The sequence below is a fragment of the Lactiplantibacillus argentoratensis genome (genome assembly GCF_037290055.1).
GTDB lineage: Bacteria > Bacillota > Bacilli > Lactobacillales > Lactobacillaceae > Lactiplantibacillus > Lactiplantibacillus plantarum.
In genome coordinates this window covers 861,249-877,771 of sequence record NZ_CP147647.1, presented here as the reverse complement: position 1 = coordinate 877,771, position 16,523 = coordinate 861,249, and the positions used below count along the sequence as shown (strand labels likewise).

Below are 16,523 nucleotides of genomic sequence, written 5' to 3'. Positions count from 1 at the left end.
CAAGGGAGTTGTTACGCAATGGCAAAGAAAAATATTGTCGTTGTCGGTGCGGGGTTTGCTGGTGTTTACGCAACTAAGAAACTGTCTAAGCATTTCAAAAAAAATGCAGACGTCGAGATTACGTTGATTGACCGGCATTCATACTTCACGTATATGACTGAATTACATGAAGTTGCTACCGAACGGGTGGAACCTGAGCATATCCAATATGATTTGCAACGGTTGTTCGCACGGCGAAAAAACGTTCGTCTCGTGACCGATACCGTGACGGGCATCGACAAAAAGGCACAAACAGTTACTACCGAACACGGAAGTTATCAATATGATCAACTTTTAATTAGTTTGGGTGGGGAATCCAATGACTTTGGGACTCCCGGTGTTAAGGAACACGGCTTCGAATTGTGGTCCTTCGAACAAGCGATGGCATTGCGCGCTCACTTATCTGCAATTATTCGGCGGGGGGCGGCGGAGCTCGACCCTGCTAAGCGCAAAGCCATGTTGACCTTTACAGTCTGTGGTTCTGGTTTTACTGGTTCTGAACTGATTGGTGAATTAATCGAATATCGTGATGTTTTGGCTCGAGACAACAAGCTCGATCCAAGTGAAATCACGCTCCAATTGGTCGAAGCAGCGCCGACTATTATTAACATGCTCAACCGGACGCAAGCCGGTAAGGCCGCTAAGTACATGGAAAAACATGGTGTCAAAATCATGACGAACTCCATGATTACCGAAGTCTGTGAAGACCATGTTAACTTAAAAGGCAAGGATCCAATTCCAACCTACACGTTAATCTGGACAGCCGGTGTTCGTGCTAATAGTATCGTTAAAAAGTTTGGCATTGAAACTAACCCCCGCGGTGGTCGCTTGATGGCCAATGAATTCATGCAAGCTAAGGATTGTAACAATATCTTCTTAGCCGGTGATTCAACCAGCTACCAAGAACCTGACCAACCACGGCCAGTCCCACAAATCGTTCAAGGGGCTGAAGAAACTGCAGCTAAGGCCGTCGAAGGTATTATTAAGAACGTTGACCAGACTGACGTTACGATCAAACCATTTAAGGGCGCTTATCAAGCATCCGTCGACTCAATTGGTTCCAAATATGCCGTTGCACAAGTTTTAGAGAAGTGGAACGTCTCTGGTTTTATTGCCGTGCTTTTAAAACACGCCATCAACTGGATGTACTACGTTCAGATTTTCTCAGGTTACTACCTATTCCAGTACTTCATGCACGAATTCTTCCGGACTCGTAATAACCGTAACGTCTTCCGCGGTTGGGTCTCACGGGCTGGTAACGTACTCTGGAGTGTGCCACTGCGGTTCTTCTATGGTGCTATGTGGTTATGGGACTGCTGGACTAAAGTTCAGGGATCTGAATCCTGGTTCACCGACAAGTTACGGTTACCATTCGAATGGATCACCGTGGCCGCAACTAGTGGTGCGTCTCAAGCAACTAAAGCCGCTGCAACCAGTGGTGCTTCTGAAGCTGCCACGTCAACCGCTAAAGCCGCTAAGGGTGTCTTCAGTCTTTCATACATGTACGGTAAAGAACCCCTGATGGTCTTTGACAAAATGCCACATTGGTTCGAATCAATTACCAAGGTATTCATTCCTAACATGCAAATGGCCCTCTTCTTCCAGAAATTCATGACTTGTGTTGAAATCGTCATTGCATTATGTATTTTCTTCGGACTCTTTACTTGGTTTGCTAACGCAGTCACCATTGGCTTAGTTGTCGTCTTCTGCTTATCTGGCATGTTCTACTGGGTCAATATTTGGATGATCTTTGTTGCCCTTGCCTTAATGAACGGTTCCGGACGGACATTTGGGTTAGACTACTGGGTCGTTCCGTGGATGCAAAAACACCTTGGACACTGGTGGTACGGCAACGTTCGTTCTCATTACGACGGTGTTAAAACCCGCTAGATGCGTTATAATTAATTAAATCCTTTCCCGATGGTTCAAGGGTTGTTTTTCCCCCTTGAACCATTTTTTATTTCATTGAATTGGAGGGTTAACGATGCGTAAATTACGGACAATGATCCGGACATTCAAACGTTATGGGGATATGATCAAGCCGTTTGATATTATTATTATTGTTGCGCTAATTATTTTATCGTTCACCCCACTAGCGATTTTTTCATACCAACAAAAACAACAAGCTGAACATGCGGCACTAGTGGCTAAGCGAAAGGCCACGAGCAGTGAAACCACGTATAACGCCGTGGTCTCACATAATGGGACCGTCTTGAAGCGTGTCAATATTACGAATCTGAAAACGACTAAGCACTTCACCTATCGCGATAGCCATGGGCACTACAACACGATCACATTTAAACCTAAGCGCGTTGCGATTACGAAAGCCAACTGTTCTGACCAAGTATGTGTCCGCCGAGGCTGGATTCATAAACCTGGTCAAACGATTGTTTGTTTGCCCCACAAACTCTTGGTTGAAATTAAGGCCAGCAACGGTCAAGTCAAATCTGGCGGTAATGGTTTAGTTACGGAGTAGAATATGAATAATTCATTTGAACGATCAAACAAAACTCATCGTAATATTTATATCGCGTTACTGGTTGCACAAGGCGTGATCATCGGCATCCTTGAACGGATGATTCCATTCCCGTTTGCCTTTGCCCCAGGTGCCAAGCTTGGTTTAGCCAATCTGATTACCATTGTTGCAATCTATACATTATCATTAACTGACGTGATAACCCTAACCTGGCTCCGTTTGATTTTAACGGCCCTCCTAGGTGGCACTTTATCAACCTTTCTGTATAGTTTTGGGGGCGCCTTTCTCAGCCTGTTTGCCATGCTGTTGGTCAAACAATTAGGGCCTAAACGCGTTAGTATTATTGGGATTTCAGCAACTGGCGGCGTCATGCATAATGTTGGTCAGCTATTGGTCGCGAGTCTTATTGCACAGACGTGGACGGTCATGCTCTACTTGCCAGTGCTTTCGATTATTGGACTAGCAGCGGGAAGTGCTCTCGGAATCGCCGCCAACTACTTGTTCACCCACGTCACGATCTTACGCTATCTCAAATTCAATCGAGAACACCATCCAGATCAAACAAAGGAGTAACCCTTATGCAATCGGCAACACAATTACACCCAATTTGGCGTGATTACCCGGCACTACAACCGGAGCTGCAACAAGTGATGCAGCTGATGACGGCAAACATCAATATTCAAGATGCCGACATCAATGACGCGATTTTAGAAATGATTCATGGTGGTGGTAAGCTCTTACGCCCGGCATACTGCCTCCTATTCTCACAATTTACAACAACTGATCGGCAACGGATGGTGGCCTTAGCGGCGTCATTAGAAACGCTCCATACCGCTACGCTGATCCATGATGACATTGTTGACGATGCTGCACTACGTCGGCACCATGTCACGATTCAAGAACGTTTTGGTAAAGATACTGCTGTGTATGCGGGCGACTACCTATTCGTTGTGGTATTCAAGATTCTAGCGCACTATTCAAGCAGTTTCAAAAGCATCCAGATGAACTCTGAGAACATGGAAAAGATTCTAGTGGGCGAGGTCCAACAAAAGGACCGCCACTACCACCTTGACATTACCATGGCAGAATACTTGCAACAAATTCAAGGTAAGACCGCCGAGTTATTCGCACTGAGTTGTTTTCTAGGTGCTTATGAATCTGGTCAAAGTAGTCATTTCGCCCAGCGCGCTCGTAAAGCAGGTCTCGCAATTGGGATGGCCTTCCAAATTCTTGACGATATTTTAGACTATCAAGAAGTCAGTCAGGAAACGGGCAAACCCATCCTCGAAGACGTTGCTGAAGGTGTCTACACCTCGCCGTTGATTTTTGCCTTACAGACAGAAGCTAAGCACGATTTATTGCCGCTGATGCGACTACAGGGGGCAATTTCGGACACTCAGCGCCAGGAAGTACAACGACTTGTCATCAATGCCGGCGGTGTGGTGCAAGCCCAAGAACTCGCTACCAAGTACACTCAAGACGCGCTGGCAATCATGCGTAAACTTCCAGACCAGCCTGCGAAGACGGATCTGATTAGTCTAACCAAACGGCTGTTGGACCGGCATAATTAGCTAGTAATCAATCGACTAAGGTATCAAACATCCTGTTTGATACCTTTTTTGTCGCCCAGACACAGCTAAACGCCTATGTGCTTCATCTTCACAGTCAGTACCTGAGACCACTATGTCCACTTTCCAGATTCAACAGGTCATAATCTGCAAATAACAAACCGTTGTCATCACGAGTATTAAAAACACCTATCCATTCCAACAAAAAACCGCTGATTTAGGGAATCAATCCCTAAATCAGCGGTCGCTCGTAACTAGCACCAAAAAAAATCACTTAGAACTGCGATATGCCATCTATGTCTAACCATAAATAACTTCCGAACTAGACTTAGCTACTATTTTGCTAGTAGCCACCATCATAACGCCCGTCAATCATCAGTCCCAGTGATCCGTAAAACAATCTTAACTAGTCAACGAGTTCCAAGACAACCATTTGTGCACCGTCGCCACGACGAGGCATAGTCTTGTAAATTCGTGTGTAACCACCATTGCGGTCAGCATATTGAGGACCTAAGTCACTAAATAGCTTTTGCAATGCAGTTTGTACAGCCACGTTGTCGCCATCTTCTTTAACATCGGCAACGACGTCACGCATGAATGTGGCAGCCTTCCGACGGGCGCTTAAATCACCCTTCTTGGCCAAAGAGATCATTTTGTCAGCAGTTGAACGAACTTCCTTAGCACGGGCTTCGGTCGTTTCGATCTTGCCGTTAACGATCAATGACGTTGTCAAATCGCGTAATAAGGCACGACGTTGTGAACTTGTACGTTGTAATTTACGGTAACTCATGAACGGATATCCTCCCTTGTATTAGTCTTCTTTGCGTAATGATAACCCAAGGTCAGCTAATTTAGCCTTAACTTCCTCGAGTGACTTGCGTCCAAGGTTGCGAACCTTCATCATATCAGCTTCAGTTTTGTTAGTTAATTCTTGGACCGTGTTGATACCAGCACGCTTCAAGCAATTGTATGAACGGACGGAGAGATCTAACTCTTCAATCGTCATTTCTAACATCTTTTCCTTATGCGTTTCTTCCTTCTCGACCATCACATCAGTGTTTTTAGCTTCATCAGTGAGATTTACGAAGATTGAAAGGTGATCAGTCAGGATTTTGGCTGATAGACTAATGGCTTCACTTGGAGTGATTGAACCATTTGTCCAAACGTCTAAGGTTAACTTATCGAAATCATCACGTTGACCAACCCGCGTGTTTTCAACTTGGTAGTTGACACGTTCGATTGGAGAATACAATGAATCAACAGCTAAAACGCCAATTGGCATGTCATCTTCACGATGTTTGTTATCCTCAGCGGAAACATAACCACGACCAGTATTTGCGGTCATACGCATATGGAAGTGTGCCCCGTCTGCTACGGTACAAATTGGTAAGTCTGGATTCAAGACTTCTACGTCCGCATCGCCAATAATGTCACCGGCAGTAACGTTAGCAGGACCCTTAACGTCGATTTCCAACGTCTTGGTTTCGTCTGATTCCAACTTAAGTGCAATCTTCTTAACGTTCAAGATGATTGCCGTAACGTCTTCCGTTACGCCCTCGATCGTTGAAAATTCATGAAGAACACCATCAATTTGAATACTAGTAACAGCAGCGCCAGGTAAAGAAGAAAGAAGAATCCGACGAAGTGAATTCCCTAAAGTTGTACCATAACCGCGTTCAAGCGGTTCTACAACAAACTTACCATAGTTGTCGTTTTCATCAATTTTATGAATGTTAGGTTTTTCAAATTCAATCATTCTTATCTTTTACCCCTTTCAAAACGCGTGGTGTTTAGTAGTTGTGCGTACAAAATGAAGTTTGCCCTCAAAATGAACGTCACAGATTAAACACGACGACGCTTTGGAGGACGAGAACCATTGTGAGGCACTGGCGTAACATCGCGAATTGCGCTAACTTCCAAACCAGTAGCTTGTAAAGCACGGATAGCGGCTTCACGACCTGAACCAGGACCCTTAACAGCGACTTCAACAGTCTTCATGCCATGTTCCATTGAAGCCTTAGCAGCAGCTTCTGCAGCCATTTGAGCAGCAAAAGGTGTTGACTTACGACTACCTTTGAAACCTAATGAACCAGCTGATGACCATGCAATGGCGTTCCCTTGCATATCAGTGATCATAACAAGTGTGTTGTTGAACGTTGAATGGATGTGAGCCACACCAGATTCAATGTTCTTCTTTACCCGACGACGACGGGTTGTCTTTCTAGTTGCCATAAAATTCGAAAACCTCCTTTATTATTATTTTTTACGTCCAGCGATGCTGACCTTTTTACCCTTACGAGTACGAGCATTGTTCTTCGTGTGTTGACCACGAACTGGTAAACCACGACGATGACGCATGCCACGGTATGAACCGATTTCTTGCAATAACTTGATGTTTAAGCTGACTTCACGACGTAAGTCACCTTCAGTTTTGTAACCATCGACAACGGCACGGATTTTGTCTTCCTGGTCAGGAGTTAAATCACGTACACGAACGTCTTCTGAAACACCGGCTTCAGCAAGGATCTTCTGTGCAGAAGTGTTACCGATACCGTAGATATAAGTCAAACCAATGACAATACGCTTGTCACGTGGTAAGTCAATCCCTTCAATACGAGCCATTAATATTTCACCTCCAACTTAATTAAATTATTTACCTTGGCGTTGCTTATGCTTTGGATTAGCAGAGCAGATAATCATCACGCGGCCTTTACGACGAATAACTTTGCAGTGTTCGCACATTGGCTTTACAGATGGTCTTACTTTCATGAGTTTTTTACCTCCTATAAGGTACGTAGACCGAGCCTACTTGAAACGGTAGGTAATCCGGCCCTTAGTTAAATCATAAGGTGACATTTCAACTGTAACCTTGTCACCAGGCAGAATTCGAATGTAGTGCATCCGGATCTTACCTGATACGTGTGCCAAGATTTCAGCGCCGTTTTCAAGTTCAACCTTAAACATTGCGTTCGGCAACGTTTCTTTAATGGTCCCTTGAATTTCGATGACGTCTTCCTTTGCCAAGTATTGTCCCTCCTTATTATCAGATTCCGTGCTACCACGTATTTGGTCCATTACTGAACCAGTCATTGTCTAATCATAACATTAAGAAAATATTAAATCAGTCAACGGCTAAACCTGAATAATTTTATCACAACGACCCTTGAAAAGCAAACGTCGATGCTGAAGGAACCTGGTTTACAGGTTATCAAGAATATTCTTGATATCTTTGTAGACATCATCAATGTCGCGATCACCGTCGACATTGTAGAGTAACTTTTCTTGACCGTAATAATCAATTAACGGCGTGTTCAACTTAACGTTCACGTCTAACCGATTCTTAACGGTTGCAGGCTTGTCATCATCACGTTGATAGAAATCATGACCGCCACACACATCACAGGTTCCTTCTACCTTAGGCTTGTTGTACAACTTATGATAAGTTGCGCCACAAGTCCGGCAGATAAACCGACCGGAAAGTCGTTCAACAAGTACTGCGGGTTCAACATGAATGTTGATGACCCCATCAAGTGGCTTATTGAGTTCTTCACCGATTTGTTTCAAAGCATGAGCTTGATCGATGTTACGTGGGTAACCATCTAATAGGAAACCATTTTTAGTATCCGCTTCAGCTAACCGATCACGGACGATGCCGTTAGTGACTTCGTCTGGTACTAAGTTACCTGCATCAATATACTTCTTGGCTTCCAAGCCCATCTTCGTTTCGTTCTTAATGGCTGCACGGAAGATATCTCCGGTCGAGATATGTGGAATATCAAAATCTTCAAGAATCTTCTGTGCTTGAGTACCCTTACCGGCACCCGGTAATCCCATTAAAATCAGGTTCATTGTTGACATGTTTTTTCCTCCTGAATGCACAAATGTGTTGAGTCTCCCCAACACATTCGCTGATTAACGAATGAAACCGACATAGTCACGTTTCATCATCAATCCTTTAATTTGACGAATTGTTTCAAGGGCAACCCCAACAACGATTAGTAAACTCGTCCCACCTAAACCGATTGATTCATCGAGACCCCAAATATCAGAAGCTAATAATGGAATCAAGGAAATCAACCCAAGGTAGAGGGCACCGACCGTACTTAGTCGCATTAACAATTTTGAAACCCAATCTTGAGTATCCTTACCTGGCCAAACACCAGGAATATAGCTGCCTTGCTTTTGTAAGTTCTTAGAGAGCTTTTCAGGATTGACCTGAACAAACGCATAGAAGAACGTGAAGAGCACGATCAGAATGGTGTAAAGAATAGCACCAGTCGTCGACTGCATATTGAAGATATTACTCAAAACGGTATACCAGGTTTCGTCACCATGACTGGATTGGAATCCTAGCAAAATCGTTTGGGGCGTTGCAATGAAGGAACTCGCGAAAATAACAGGAATAACCCCGGCAACGTTCACCTTTAATGGTAGGTAACTACTGTCAGGTGCACCAGCTGCACGACGAGTGTATTGAATTGGAATTCGGTCATTAGCTTGTTCGACCCACGTTACAAACATAACGATGATCAGCACAAGCAAGGCTAACCCAACAACAAACAAGCCACTCTTCCACCAGTCGCTCTGTGAAACATTAACGAACTGTTCTTGATAAATTTGATAAATCGATGTTGGCATACGGGCAATGATCCCGGCGAAGATAATAATGGAAACCCCATTACCGATTCCTCGATCCGTAATCATATCACCCATCCAAGTCGTCAACATTGCCCCACCAGTGAGGATCACCCCAATGGTCAGGTAAGTCGAAATACTTGGATTGTTAACGAGCTTGAGTTGACTCAAAGAGTTAAAACCAGCCGTAATCCCAATCGACTGAACAAAGGCCAAGACGATCGTTAACCAACGGGTCGCTTGATTAAGCTTGCGTCGACCAACTTCACCTTGTTTGCCCCATTCAACAAACTTAGGAACAATGTCCATTTGTAACAATTGAACGATGATTTGTGCAGTAATGTAAGGGGATACCCCCATAGCAAGGATGGAATAATTTGTTAAACCGCCACCACTGAATGTATTCAACATACTTATCAGCCCTGAAGATGCCACCGACTGAAGTGCCTGTGCATTAACTCCAGGAACTGTGATATAAGAGCCAAGACGAAATACAATCAAAACGCCCAACGTGAACAGAAGTTTATTCCGAATATCCTTAACTCTGAGAGCGTTCTTCATGGTAGTCAGCAAATTAGATCACCTCAGTTTTACCGCCAGCAGCTTCAATGGCTGCAACCGCCGTTGCAGAGAACTTGCTTGCCTTAACTGTTAACTTTTTGTTGAGTTTACCATTACCAAGAACTTTAACAGCAGAACTCTTCTTAACTAAGCCAGCTTCCTTTAATGATTCTGGTGTAACTTCGGCACCATCATCAAAACGGTTTAAGCCGTCAAGGTTAACAACCGCATATTCTTTACGGTTAATGTTAGTAAATCCACGCTTAGGAATCCGACGGTACAATGGCATTTGGCCACCTTCGAAACCGACACGAACTTTACCACGCGCCTTTTGACCTTTTTGGCCACGACCAGAAGTCTTACCTTGGCCACTTGAGTCACCACGACCAATTCGACGACGTGAAAAACGTGAACCTTCACTAGGTGTTAATTCATGTAACTTCATTTAGTAGGCACCTCCTCTTTGAAAATTTGAATTACTTGATGATTTCGACATCGACTAAGTGTGCGATGTGGAAAATTTGACCGCGAGTTGCTGCGTCATCAGGTTTAACAACGGAACTATTAATCCGACCCAAACCTAATTCCTTAACGATTTTACGTTGCTTAGGAAGACGGTGAGCAGCACTGCGTACTAAAGTGATCTTTAATTGAGCCATGTTGTTTGTCCTCCCTATTCAGCTAAATGTTCGGCTGAAACGCCACGTAAAGCAGCGACTTGTTCAGCAGTCTTTAAGCTCTTTAAGCCTTCGAACGTTGCACGAACAACGTTAACGGGGGTGTTTGAGCCTAATCGTTTACTAGTAACATCATCCACACCGGCTAATTCCATGACGGCACGAACGGCGCCACCAGCGGCAACACCAGAACCTTCAACGGCTGGCTTAAGCATGATGCGGCCACCACCGTAAACACCAAGTGCTTCATGAGGAATGGTGGTACCAACCATTGGTACAGTGATCAAGTTCTTTTTAGCAGCTTCGGAAGCTTTCCGAATTGCTTCTGGAACTTCTTGAGCCTTACCAGTACCGAAACCAACGTGTCCCTTGTGGTCCCCAACGATTACTAATGCAGCAAAACGTAGGCGACGACCACCTTTAACAACTTTGGTAATCCGGTTAATGGCAACAACATTATCGTCAAGATCTAATTTTGATGGATCAATGAAAGTCATATGGTATTATTCCTCCTTTGTTAGAATTTAAGTCCGTTTTCACGAGCGGCTTCAGCCAAAGCTTGAACCCGACCATGATATAAGTAACCGCCACGATCGAAAACGACGTCAACGATTTTCTTTTCAGCAGCGCGCTTAGCAACAACTTCACCGACAGATGCAGCCTTTTCAGTCTTGTTGTTACCTTTAACTTCGCTATCTAAAGTTGAGGCACTTGCGAGCGTTACACCCTCTACATCATCAATAACTTGAGCGTAGATGTTTTTGTTTGAACGATAAACATTTAAGCGTGGGCGCTCAGCAGTCCCAGAAATCTTACCGCGAACACGTGCGTGACGACGTTGACGTGTTTTGTTTTTATCTGGTTTGGAAATCACAATAGTCACCTCTATATATTAGTATGGACAGCTTTACGCTGCATTATTTACCAGTCTTACCTTCCTTACGACGAACATATTCATCGACGTAACGAATCCCTTTACCTTTGTAAGGTTCAGGTGAACGAACGGCCCGAACTTCGGCAGCAAAGTCACCAACAGCTTGCTTACCAATACCAGAAATATTGATATGCGTGTTATCAGGAACTTCAACAGTCAAGTTTTCAGGCGTTGCGAATTCAACAGGGTGTGAGTAACCAACGCTTAATACTAACTTCTTGCCTTGCAATTGGGCACGGTAACCAACACCGACCAATTGAAGGTTCTTAGTAAAGCCTTTAGTAACCCCTTCAACCATGTTGTTAACATTTGCACGGGTAGTACCGTGTAATGCCTTCATCTTGTAGTCATCAGATGGACGAGTGAATTTAACTTCGTTGCCTTCAACCGTCATCGTAATATCACTGGCGATGTTCCGCGTTAAAGTACCCTTAGGACCCTTAACCGTAACGACTTCACCAGCTTGTGATACTTCTACCCCAGCAGGTAGTTCAATTACTTTATAACCAATACGACTCACTTACTTGCACCTCCCGTCTTAATTAATGATTACCAAACGTAAGCTAATACTTCGCCGCCAAGCTTCTTGGCGCGAGCTTCTTTATCAGTAATGACACCTTCTGAAGTTGAGATGATAGCAATCCCTAAACCGTTTAAAACCTTAGGAACAGCATCAGCCTTGACGTATGAACGTAAACCTGGCTTTGAAATACGCTTCAAGCCACTGATTACACGTTCGTTGTCCTTACCATACTTCAAGAAGACGCGGATGATGCCCTGTTTGTCATCATCGATGTATTCAACGTCGCGAACAAAACCTTCATTCTTTAAAATTTCAGCAATGTTGCGTTTGATTTTTGATGCAGGAACTTCTAGTGAATCGTGGCGTACCATATTAGCGTTACGGATACGAGTCAAGAAATCTGCGATTGGATCAGTCATCATGAAAGTTTAACCTCCTTTAACTTGGGTTTGTTTTTACCAGCTGGCCTTTTTCATACCAGGGATTTGACCTTTGTGGGCCAGGTCGCGTAAGCAGATACGGCACAAGTGGAATTTACGGTAAACTGAATGTGGACGACCACAACGTTCACAACGGGTGTAGTTTTGTACGTTAAACTTAGCACCGCGCTTTTGTTTAGCAATTTGTGATTTTTTAGCCAACTTCGATTAACCCCCTTCGGTTATTTAGCAAATGGCATGCCAAATTGAGTTAACAACTCACGTGATTCTTCATCACTATCAGCTGTCGTAACGATTACAATGTCTAAACCGCGAACACGGTTAACATTATCATAGTTGATTTCTGGGAAGATCAATTGTTCACGGACACCCAATGTGTAGTTACCGCGACCATCAAATGAACGAGTACTTACACCATGGAAGTCACGAACACGTGGTAATGAAACATTGATCAACTTGTCCAAGAAGTCATACATACGTTCGCCACGTAAGTCAACCTTGGCACCAATTGCCATACCTTCACGAAGACGGAAACCAGCGATAGATTTCTTTGCCCGGGTAACCAATGGTTTTTGACCGGCGATCAAAGTTAATTCTTCAACTGCTTCGTCTAAGTTTTTAGCGTTGGTAACTGCATCACCAACACCCATGTTCAAAACGATCTTAGCCAGCTTAGGCACTTGCATTACTGAAGTGTAATTGAACTTGTCAACTAATGCTGGAACGATTTCTTTTTCATATTGAGCTTTTAAACGGTTTTCCATGAAACTTGCTTCCTCCTTTCAGTCAGTCTTAGTTTTCTAAGTCTTTACCAGACTTTTTAGCGTAACGGACACGCTTGCCATCTTCACGACGAACACCTAAACGTGTAGGTTCGTTGGTTGATGGGTCAAGGTACATAACGTTAGAAGCATCGATTGGTGCTTCGATGTCCACGATACCGCCTTGTGGGTTAACGTTCGTTGGTTTTTGGTGTTTCTTGATCTTGTTAACACCTTCAACAACGATCCGGTTCTTGGCAGAGATAACCTTTTTAACAGTACCTTCTTGACCACGATCCTTACCGCTGATTACTCGAACTTTATCACCAGTTTTAATCAACATTAGGTTGCGCACCTCCTTATTTACGGTGTGTGACTAGAGTACTTCTGGCGCTAATGAAACAATACGCATGAAGTCCTTATCACGTAATTCACGAGCGACAGGTCCAAAGATACGAGTACCTTGTGGAGTCTTGTCATCACGAATAATAACTGCAGCATTTTCATCAAACTTGATGTATGAACCGTCAGCACGGTGAACACCAGACTTAGTCCGGACGATCACAGCTTTAACGACATCATGAGCTTTGACAACACCACCGGGTGTTGCTTGTTTAACCGTAGCAACAATGACATCACCAATGTTAGCAGTTTTACGACCAGAGCCACCTAATACCTTAATAGTAAGGATTTCACGGGCACCGGAGTTGTCAGCAACTTTTAAACGACTTTCTTGTTGGATCACAGTAAGTGTCCTCCCTTCATGTAATTTTATTCAGCTAATAATCTAGATAATAACAGCTTTTTGAACAACTTCAATTAAGCGGAAACGCTTAGTAGCTGATAGAGGACGAGTTTCCATGATCTTGACGATATCGCCAATTTTGGCTTCATTCTTTTCATCATGAGCCTTGAATTTCTTTGAATAACGAACACGTTTGCCGTATACCGGATGGTTCTTATAAGTTTCGACAATAACAACAATGGTCTTGTCCATCTTGTCAGAAACAACGCGTCCTTGGATAACCTTACGGCTGTTACGAGTATCTTCACTCATTCGTGATTGCCTCCTTTATACTCTACTTGTTTAACTCTTGTTCACGCAACGCAGTTTTAATACGCGCAATGTTCTTACGAACTTGTTTTAAACGAGCGGTGTTTTCAAGCTGACCAGTGGCCAATTGAAAACGCAAGTTGAAAAGTTCGTCTTTGTAAGACTTTTCTTTTTCGAGCATTTCAGTAGTGGACAATGCTTTAATTTCCTTAGCCTTCATCTGATTCGCCACCTACTTCCTCACGCTTAACAATCTTAGTTTTAACAGGTAATTTAGTTCCAGCCAAGCGTAAAGCTTCGCGTGCAACTTCTTCAGGAACACCAGCAACTTCAAACATAATCTTGTTACGTTTAACTGGTGCTACCCAACCTGCAGGAGTACCTTTCCCATTACCCATCCGGACACCAACACCTTTTTCAGTGTAGGACTTGTGAGGGAAAATCTTAATCCATACCTTACCGCCACGCTTCATGTAACGGTTCATAGCAACACGGGCAGCTTCAATCTGCCGGTTGCTGATCCAGTGTGATTCGAGGGTTTGTAAACCGTAATCACCAAAAGCAACTGTTTTACCGCCTTTAGCTTCACCGCGCATTTTACCACGGTGAACACGACGATACTTAACCCGTTTAGGTACCAGCATGTTTAGTTTCCTCCTTTAGCAGATTTCTTTTCTGGCAAGATTTCGCCACGGTAAATCCAGGTCTTAACACCTAATTTACCGTAAGTCGTCCGTGCTTCGACCCATGAATAGTCGATGTCAGCACGAAGCGTATGCAATGGAACCGTACCATCTGAGTATGCTTCAACACGAGACATGTCGGCACCGTTTAAACGGCCAGCAACTTGTGTCTTAATACCCTTAGCACCGGAACGCATTGTACGTTGCATAGCACCACGCATTGCACGACGGAAAGCAACCCGGCCTTCCAATTGACGCGCAATACTTTCACCAACTAATTTAGCATCTAAATCAGGCTTCTTGATTTCGATGATGTTGATGTGTACTCGCTTACCAGTTAAATTGTTTAATTCTTTACGAAGAGCTTCAACTTCAGAACCACCCTTACCAATAACCATCCCTGGTTTTGCGGTATGGATTGAAATGTTTACGCGGTTTGCGGCGCGTTCGATTTCAACGGTGGAGACGGAAGCGTCGGCAAGTCGTTGTTCGATATACTTACGGATGCGTAAATCTTCGTTCAAGTAGGCAGCAAAATCTTTTTCAGCGTACCATTTTGCTTCCCAGTCGCGAATGATTCCTACACGTAATCCGGTTGGATTTACTTTTTGACCCACGCGTTATCCCTCCTATTTTTCAGTAACTGTGATCGTAATGTGGCTAGTCCGCTTGTTGATTGGTGAAGCAGAACCCTTTGCCCGTGGACGGAACCGTTTTAAGGTTGGTCCTTCGTTAACAAAAGCTTCGCTTACGACCAAATCTTCGCGATCTAAGTCAAAGTTATTTTCAGCGTTAGCAACAGCAGAAAGTAAAACCTTTTCTACTACTGGAGAAGCACCCCGTGGAGTGAACTTCAAGATTGCTAAGGCTTCGGCAACACTTTTACCTCTGATAAGATCGACAACTAGGCGGACCTTACGAGCGGCAATACGAACAGTTTTTGCAGTTGCACGTGCAGATGTTACTTGTTCAGCCATTCTTTATATCCTCCTAACTATTACTTCGTTTTCTTATCGTCAGTTCCATGACCATGGAACGTCCGTGTTGGTACAAATTCACCTAACTTATGACCGACCATGTCGTCTTGGATGTAAACTGGGACATGCTTGCGACCATCATAAACAGCGATTGTGTACCCAATGAAACTTGGGAAAATTGTTGAACGACGTGACCACGTCTTGATGACAGATTTCTTGTCAGAATCAGATTGTGCATCGATTTTCTTTAATAAATGCGCATCTGCGAAAGGTCCCTTCTTTAAACTACGACCCATCGTGTGACCTCCTCTCGATAACTACAGTAAATTCAAATTTTATTAGTGTTTGCCTGGACGGCGACCACGAACGATAAGCTTGTTTGAACGAGCCTTCTTGTTCCGAGTCTTCTTACCAAGCGTCTTCTTACCCCATGGAGACATTGGAGATGGATGACCGATTGGTGCTTTACCTTCACCACCACCATGAGGGTGATCGTTAGGGTTCATTACAGAACCACGAACAGTTGGGCGCTTACCTTGCCAACGTGTACGACCGGCTTTACCTGAGTTGATTAATTCGTGTTGTTCATTACCAACAGTACCAACAGTAGCACGGCTAGTTAATAATACTAAACGAACTTCACCAGAAGACAAACGAACAATGGCGTACTTGCCTTCCTTACCCAGTAATTGTGCTGAAGTACCAGCAGAGCGAGCTAATTGGCCACCCTTACCTGGCTTCAATTCAATGTTGTGAATAACAGTACCAACAGGAATGTTAGTTAATGGTAATGCGTTACCAACCTTGATGTCGGCTTCGGCACCTGATTGAACTTGCATACCAACTTCCAAACCTTTTGGTGCTAAGATATATGATTTCACACCGTCAGCGTAAACTAATAATGCAATGTTAGCTGTCCGGTTAGGATCATATTCGATTGCCTTAACGGTTGCTGGAACTTCATCCTTAATCCGCTTAAAGTCAACCAAACGGTATTGTTGCTTATGACCGCCGCCACGATGACGAACAGTAATGTGACCATAACTGTTACGACCGGCAGTGTGACTTTGTGAGTCTAATAATGACTTTTCAGGCTTCGTCTTAGTGATTTCAGAGAAATCTGAAGCAGTCATATTACGACGGCCGTTAGTGGTTGGTTTATACTTCTTAATACCCACTAGAGTTACCTCCTAAA

General features: G+C 43.9%; 29 protein-coding genes. 4 read left to right on the top strand and 25 right to left on the bottom strand.

Features of this window, described 5'->3' with window-relative positions:
* The first annotated feature begins 18 nt into the window (after positions 1 to 18).
* From V7R88_RS04090 to V7R88_RS04075, 4 genes are all read left to right on the top strand, one after another.
* Positions 19 to 1,929 (top strand): NAD(P)/FAD-dependent oxidoreductase, encoded by a 1,911-nt coding sequence (locus V7R88_RS04090; RefSeq protein ID WP_003641272.1) that lies wholly within the window; start codon positions 19 to 21, stop codon positions 1,927 to 1,929.
* A 94-nt stretch (positions 1,930 to 2,023) separates the two neighbouring features.
* Positions 2,024 to 2,515 (top strand): NusG domain II-containing protein, encoded by a 492-nt coding sequence (locus V7R88_RS04085; protein WP_060599151.1) that lies wholly within the window; start codon positions 2,024 to 2,026, stop codon positions 2,513 to 2,515.
* A gap of 3 nt (positions 2,516 to 2,518) precedes the next feature.
* Positions 2,519 to 3,088: a Gx transporter family protein gene (locus tag V7R88_RS04080; RefSeq protein WP_003641270.1), complete on the top strand. Its 570-nt coding sequence runs from the start codon at positions 2,519 to 2,521 to the stop codon at positions 3,086 to 3,088.
* A 5-nt stretch (positions 3,089 to 3,093) separates the two neighbouring features.
* Positions 3,094 to 4,086, top strand: coding sequence for a polyprenyl synthetase family protein (locus tag V7R88_RS04075; RefSeq protein WP_003641269.1), 993 nt, complete (start codon positions 3,094 to 3,096; stop codon positions 4,084 to 4,086).
* Positions 4,087 to 4,489: 403 nt separating this feature from the next.
* Here V7R88_RS04075 and rplQ read toward each other — a convergent pair whose 3' ends face one another.
* The 25 genes from rplQ to rplB form a co-directional block, all read right to left on the bottom strand.
* Entirely contained in the window at positions 4,490 to 4,873 is a 384-nt protein-coding gene (gene rplQ / locus V7R88_RS04070) for a 50S ribosomal protein L17 (protein ID WP_003638087.1), read from the bottom strand.
* A gap of 21 nt (positions 4,874 to 4,894) precedes the next feature.
* A complete protein-coding gene (locus V7R88_RS04065; RefSeq protein ID WP_003641267.1) occupies positions 4,895 to 5,839 on the bottom strand; it encodes a DNA-directed RNA polymerase subunit alpha in 945 nt (314 codons plus the stop codon).
* Positions 5,840 to 5,925: 86 nt separating this feature from the next.
* Positions 5,926 to 6,315 carry a 30S ribosomal protein S11 gene (rpsK, locus tag V7R88_RS04060; protein WP_003641266.1) on the bottom strand — a complete coding sequence of 130 codons (390 nt, stop codon included), beginning with the start codon at positions 6,313 to 6,315 and terminating at the stop codon, positions 5,926 to 5,928.
* Between the two features lie 24 nt (positions 6,316 to 6,339).
* A complete protein-coding gene (rpsM, locus tag V7R88_RS04055) occupies positions 6,340 to 6,705 on the bottom strand; it encodes a 30S ribosomal protein S13 (protein WP_003641265.1) in 366 nt (121 codons plus the stop codon).
* 27 nt (positions 6,706 to 6,732) lie between these two features.
* On the bottom strand, positions 6,733 to 6,852 hold the full coding sequence (gene rpmJ, locus V7R88_RS04050; protein WP_003638083.1) for a 50S ribosomal protein L36: 120 nt from the start codon (positions 6,850 to 6,852) through the stop codon (positions 6,733 to 6,735).
* Positions 6,853 to 6,888: 36 nt separating this feature from the next.
* On the bottom strand, positions 6,889 to 7,107 hold the full coding sequence (gene infA, locus V7R88_RS04045) for a translation initiation factor IF-1 (protein WP_003638082.1): 219 nt from the start codon (positions 7,105 to 7,107) through the stop codon (positions 6,889 to 6,891).
* Positions 7,108 to 7,281: 174 nt separating this feature from the next.
* Positions 7,282 to 7,932 carry an adenylate kinase gene (locus V7R88_RS04040; protein WP_285209304.1) on the bottom strand — a complete coding sequence of 217 codons (651 nt, stop codon included), beginning with the start codon at positions 7,930 to 7,932 and terminating at the stop codon, positions 7,282 to 7,284.
* A gap of 63 nt (positions 7,933 to 7,995) precedes the next feature.
* Positions 7,996 to 9,291 (bottom strand): preprotein translocase subunit SecY, encoded by a 1,296-nt coding sequence (gene secY / locus V7R88_RS04035; protein WP_060599154.1) that lies wholly within the window; start codon positions 9,289 to 9,291, stop codon positions 7,996 to 7,998.
* 1 nt (position 9,292) lies between these two features.
* Complete coding sequence (rplO, locus tag V7R88_RS04030) at positions 9,293 to 9,724, bottom strand: 50S ribosomal protein L15 (protein ID WP_003638079.1); 432 nt, start codon at positions 9,722 to 9,724, stop codon at positions 9,293 to 9,295.
* A gap of 31 nt (positions 9,725 to 9,755) precedes the next feature.
* Positions 9,756 to 9,938: a 50S ribosomal protein L30 gene (gene rpmD, locus V7R88_RS04025; RefSeq protein ID WP_003641261.1), complete on the bottom strand. Its 183-nt coding sequence runs from the start codon at positions 9,936 to 9,938 to the stop codon at positions 9,756 to 9,758.
* Between the two features lie 14 nt (positions 9,939 to 9,952).
* A complete protein-coding gene (gene rpsE, locus V7R88_RS04020; RefSeq protein WP_003638077.1) occupies positions 9,953 to 10,453 on the bottom strand; it encodes a 30S ribosomal protein S5 in 501 nt (166 codons plus the stop codon).
* Between the two features lie 20 nt (positions 10,454 to 10,473).
* A complete protein-coding gene (rplR, locus tag V7R88_RS04015) occupies positions 10,474 to 10,839 on the bottom strand; it encodes a 50S ribosomal protein L18 (protein ID WP_003641260.1) in 366 nt (121 codons plus the stop codon).
* Between the two features lie 34 nt (positions 10,840 to 10,873).
* The gene (gene rplF / locus V7R88_RS04010) at positions 10,874 to 11,410 is read right to left on the bottom strand and encodes a 50S ribosomal protein L6 (protein ID WP_003641259.1); all 537 of its coding nucleotides are present in this window, start codon (positions 11,408 to 11,410) and stop codon (positions 10,874 to 10,876) included.
* A 29-nt stretch (positions 11,411 to 11,439) separates the two neighbouring features.
* Positions 11,440 to 11,835 (bottom strand): 30S ribosomal protein S8, encoded by a 396-nt coding sequence (gene rpsH / locus V7R88_RS04005; RefSeq protein ID WP_003638074.1) that lies wholly within the window; start codon positions 11,833 to 11,835, stop codon positions 11,440 to 11,442.
* Between the two features lie 33 nt (positions 11,836 to 11,868).
* Positions 11,869 to 12,054 (bottom strand): type Z 30S ribosomal protein S14, encoded by a 186-nt coding sequence (locus V7R88_RS04000; protein ID WP_003638073.1) that lies wholly within the window; start codon positions 12,052 to 12,054, stop codon positions 11,869 to 11,871.
* 20 nt (positions 12,055 to 12,074) lie between these two features.
* Positions 12,075 to 12,617 carry a 50S ribosomal protein L5 gene (rplE, locus tag V7R88_RS03995; protein WP_054399403.1) on the bottom strand — a complete coding sequence of 181 codons (543 nt, stop codon included), beginning with the start codon at positions 12,615 to 12,617 and terminating at the stop codon, positions 12,075 to 12,077.
* Between the two features lie 28 nt (positions 12,618 to 12,645).
* Positions 12,646 to 12,957: a 50S ribosomal protein L24 gene (gene rplX / locus V7R88_RS03990; protein ID WP_003641258.1), complete on the bottom strand. Its 312-nt coding sequence runs from the start codon at positions 12,955 to 12,957 to the stop codon at positions 12,646 to 12,648.
* A 33-nt stretch (positions 12,958 to 12,990) separates the two neighbouring features.
* On the bottom strand, positions 12,991 to 13,359 hold the full coding sequence (gene rplN, locus V7R88_RS03985) for a 50S ribosomal protein L14 (protein ID WP_003641257.1): 369 nt from the start codon (positions 13,357 to 13,359) through the stop codon (positions 12,991 to 12,993).
* A gap of 42 nt (positions 13,360 to 13,401) precedes the next feature.
* Positions 13,402 to 13,671: a 30S ribosomal protein S17 gene (gene rpsQ / locus V7R88_RS03980; protein ID WP_050338976.1), complete on the bottom strand. Its 270-nt coding sequence runs from the start codon at positions 13,669 to 13,671 to the stop codon at positions 13,402 to 13,404.
* 22 nt (positions 13,672 to 13,693) lie between these two features.
* On the bottom strand, positions 13,694 to 13,888 hold the full coding sequence (rpmC, locus tag V7R88_RS03975) for a 50S ribosomal protein L29 (protein ID WP_003638068.1): 195 nt from the start codon (positions 13,886 to 13,888) through the stop codon (positions 13,694 to 13,696).
* A complete protein-coding gene (gene rplP / locus V7R88_RS03970) occupies positions 13,878 to 14,312 on the bottom strand; it encodes a 50S ribosomal protein L16 (protein WP_003641256.1) in 435 nt (144 codons plus the stop codon). The genes rpmC and rplP overlap by 11 nt, the downstream gene beginning before the upstream one ends.
* 2 nt (positions 14,313 to 14,314) lie before the next feature.
* Positions 14,315 to 14,968 carry a 30S ribosomal protein S3 gene (gene rpsC, locus V7R88_RS03965; protein WP_003638066.1) on the bottom strand — a complete coding sequence of 218 codons (654 nt, stop codon included), beginning with the start codon at positions 14,966 to 14,968 and terminating at the stop codon, positions 14,315 to 14,317.
* Positions 14,969 to 14,980: 12 nt separating this feature from the next.
* The gene (rplV, locus tag V7R88_RS03960) at positions 14,981 to 15,328 is read right to left on the bottom strand and encodes a 50S ribosomal protein L22 (RefSeq protein ID WP_003638065.1); all 348 of its coding nucleotides are present in this window, start codon (positions 15,326 to 15,328) and stop codon (positions 14,981 to 14,983) included.
* Positions 15,329 to 15,348: 20 nt separating this feature from the next.
* Positions 15,349 to 15,624 (bottom strand): 30S ribosomal protein S19, encoded by a 276-nt coding sequence (rpsS, locus tag V7R88_RS03955; protein WP_003638064.1) that lies wholly within the window; start codon positions 15,622 to 15,624, stop codon positions 15,349 to 15,351.
* A gap of 42 nt (positions 15,625 to 15,666) precedes the next feature.
* On the bottom strand, positions 15,667 to 16,506 hold the full coding sequence (gene rplB / locus V7R88_RS03950; RefSeq protein ID WP_054399404.1) for a 50S ribosomal protein L2: 840 nt from the start codon (positions 16,504 to 16,506) through the stop codon (positions 15,667 to 15,669).
* Between the last annotated feature and the right edge of the window lie 17 nt (positions 16,507 to 16,523).

What these genes read in the sequence shown, in the direction of transcription:
- V7R88_RS04065 (WP_003641267.1), bottom strand. Translation starts at nt 5,839, where the DNA reads ATGATTGAATTTGAAAAACCTAACATTCATAAAATTGATGAAAACGAC.
- rplO (WP_003638079.1), bottom strand. Translation starts at nt 9,724, where the DNA reads ATGAAGTTACATGAATTAACACCTAGTGAAGGTTCACGTTTTTCACGT.
- V7R88_RS04090 (WP_003641272.1), top strand. Translation starts at nt 19, where the DNA reads ATGGCAAAGAAAAATATTGTCGTTGTCGGTGCGGGGTTTGCTGGTGTT.
- rpmC (WP_003638068.1), bottom strand. Translation starts at nt 13,888, where the DNA reads ATGAAGGCTAAGGAAATTAAAGCATTGTCCACTACTGAAATGCTCGAA.
- V7R88_RS04085 (WP_060599151.1), top strand. Translation starts at nt 2,024, where the DNA reads ATGCGTAAATTACGGACAATGATCCGGACATTCAAACGTTATGGGGAT.
- rpsE (WP_003638077.1), bottom strand. Translation starts at nt 10,453, where the DNA reads ATGACTTTCATTGATCCATCAAAATTAGATCTTGACGATAATGTTGTT.
- rpsH (WP_003638074.1), bottom strand. Translation starts at nt 11,835, where the DNA reads ATGATGACTGATCCAATCGCAGATTTCTTGACTCGTATCCGTAACGCT.
- V7R88_RS04080 (WP_003641270.1), top strand. Translation starts at nt 2,519, where the DNA reads ATGAATAATTCATTTGAACGATCAAACAAAACTCATCGTAATATTTAT.
- V7R88_RS04040 (WP_285209304.1), bottom strand. Translation starts at nt 7,932, where the DNA reads ATGAACCTGATTTTAATGGGATTACCGGGTGCCGGTAAGGGTACTCAA.
- rplV (WP_003638065.1), bottom strand. Translation starts at nt 15,328, where the DNA reads ATGGCTGAACAAGTAACATCTGCACGTGCAACTGCAAAAACTGTTCGT.
- rplX (WP_003641258.1), bottom strand. Translation starts at nt 12,957, where the DNA reads ATGTTGATTAAAACTGGTGATAAAGTTCGAGTAATCAGCGGTAAGGAT.
- rpsS (WP_003638064.1), bottom strand. Translation starts at nt 15,624, where the DNA reads ATGGGTCGTAGTTTAAAGAAGGGACCTTTCGCAGATGCGCATTTATTA.
- rpmD (WP_003641261.1), bottom strand. Translation starts at nt 9,938, where the DNA reads ATGGCTCAATTAAAGATCACTTTAGTACGCAGTGCTGCTCACCGTCTT.
- rplQ (WP_003638087.1), bottom strand. Translation starts at nt 4,873, where the DNA reads ATGAGTTACCGTAAATTACAACGTACAAGTTCACAACGTCGTGCCTTA.
- rplE (WP_054399403.1), bottom strand. Translation starts at nt 12,617, where the DNA reads ATGGAAAACCGTTTAAAAGCTCAATATGAAAAAGAAATCGTTCCAGCA.
- rplP (WP_003641256.1), bottom strand. Translation starts at nt 14,312, where the DNA reads ATGCTGGTACCTAAACGGGTTAAGTATCGTCGTGTTCACCGTGGTAAA.
- rpsM (WP_003641265.1), bottom strand. Translation starts at nt 6,705, where the DNA reads ATGGCTCGTATTGAAGGGATTGACTTACCACGTGACAAGCGTATTGTC.
- V7R88_RS04075 (WP_003641269.1), top strand. Translation starts at nt 3,094, where the DNA reads ATGCAATCGGCAACACAATTACACCCAATTTGGCGTGATTACCCGGCA.
- rpsK (WP_003641266.1), bottom strand. Translation starts at nt 6,315, where the DNA reads ATGGCAACTAGAAAGACAACCCGTCGTCGTCGGGTAAAGAAGAACATT.
- rpmJ (WP_003638083.1), bottom strand. Translation starts at nt 6,852, where the DNA reads ATGAAAGTAAGACCATCTGTAAAGCCAATGTGCGAACACTGCAAAGTT.
- rpsQ (WP_050338976.1), bottom strand. Translation starts at nt 13,671, where the DNA reads ATGAGTGAAGATACTCGTAACAGCCGTAAGGTTATCCAAGGACGCGTT.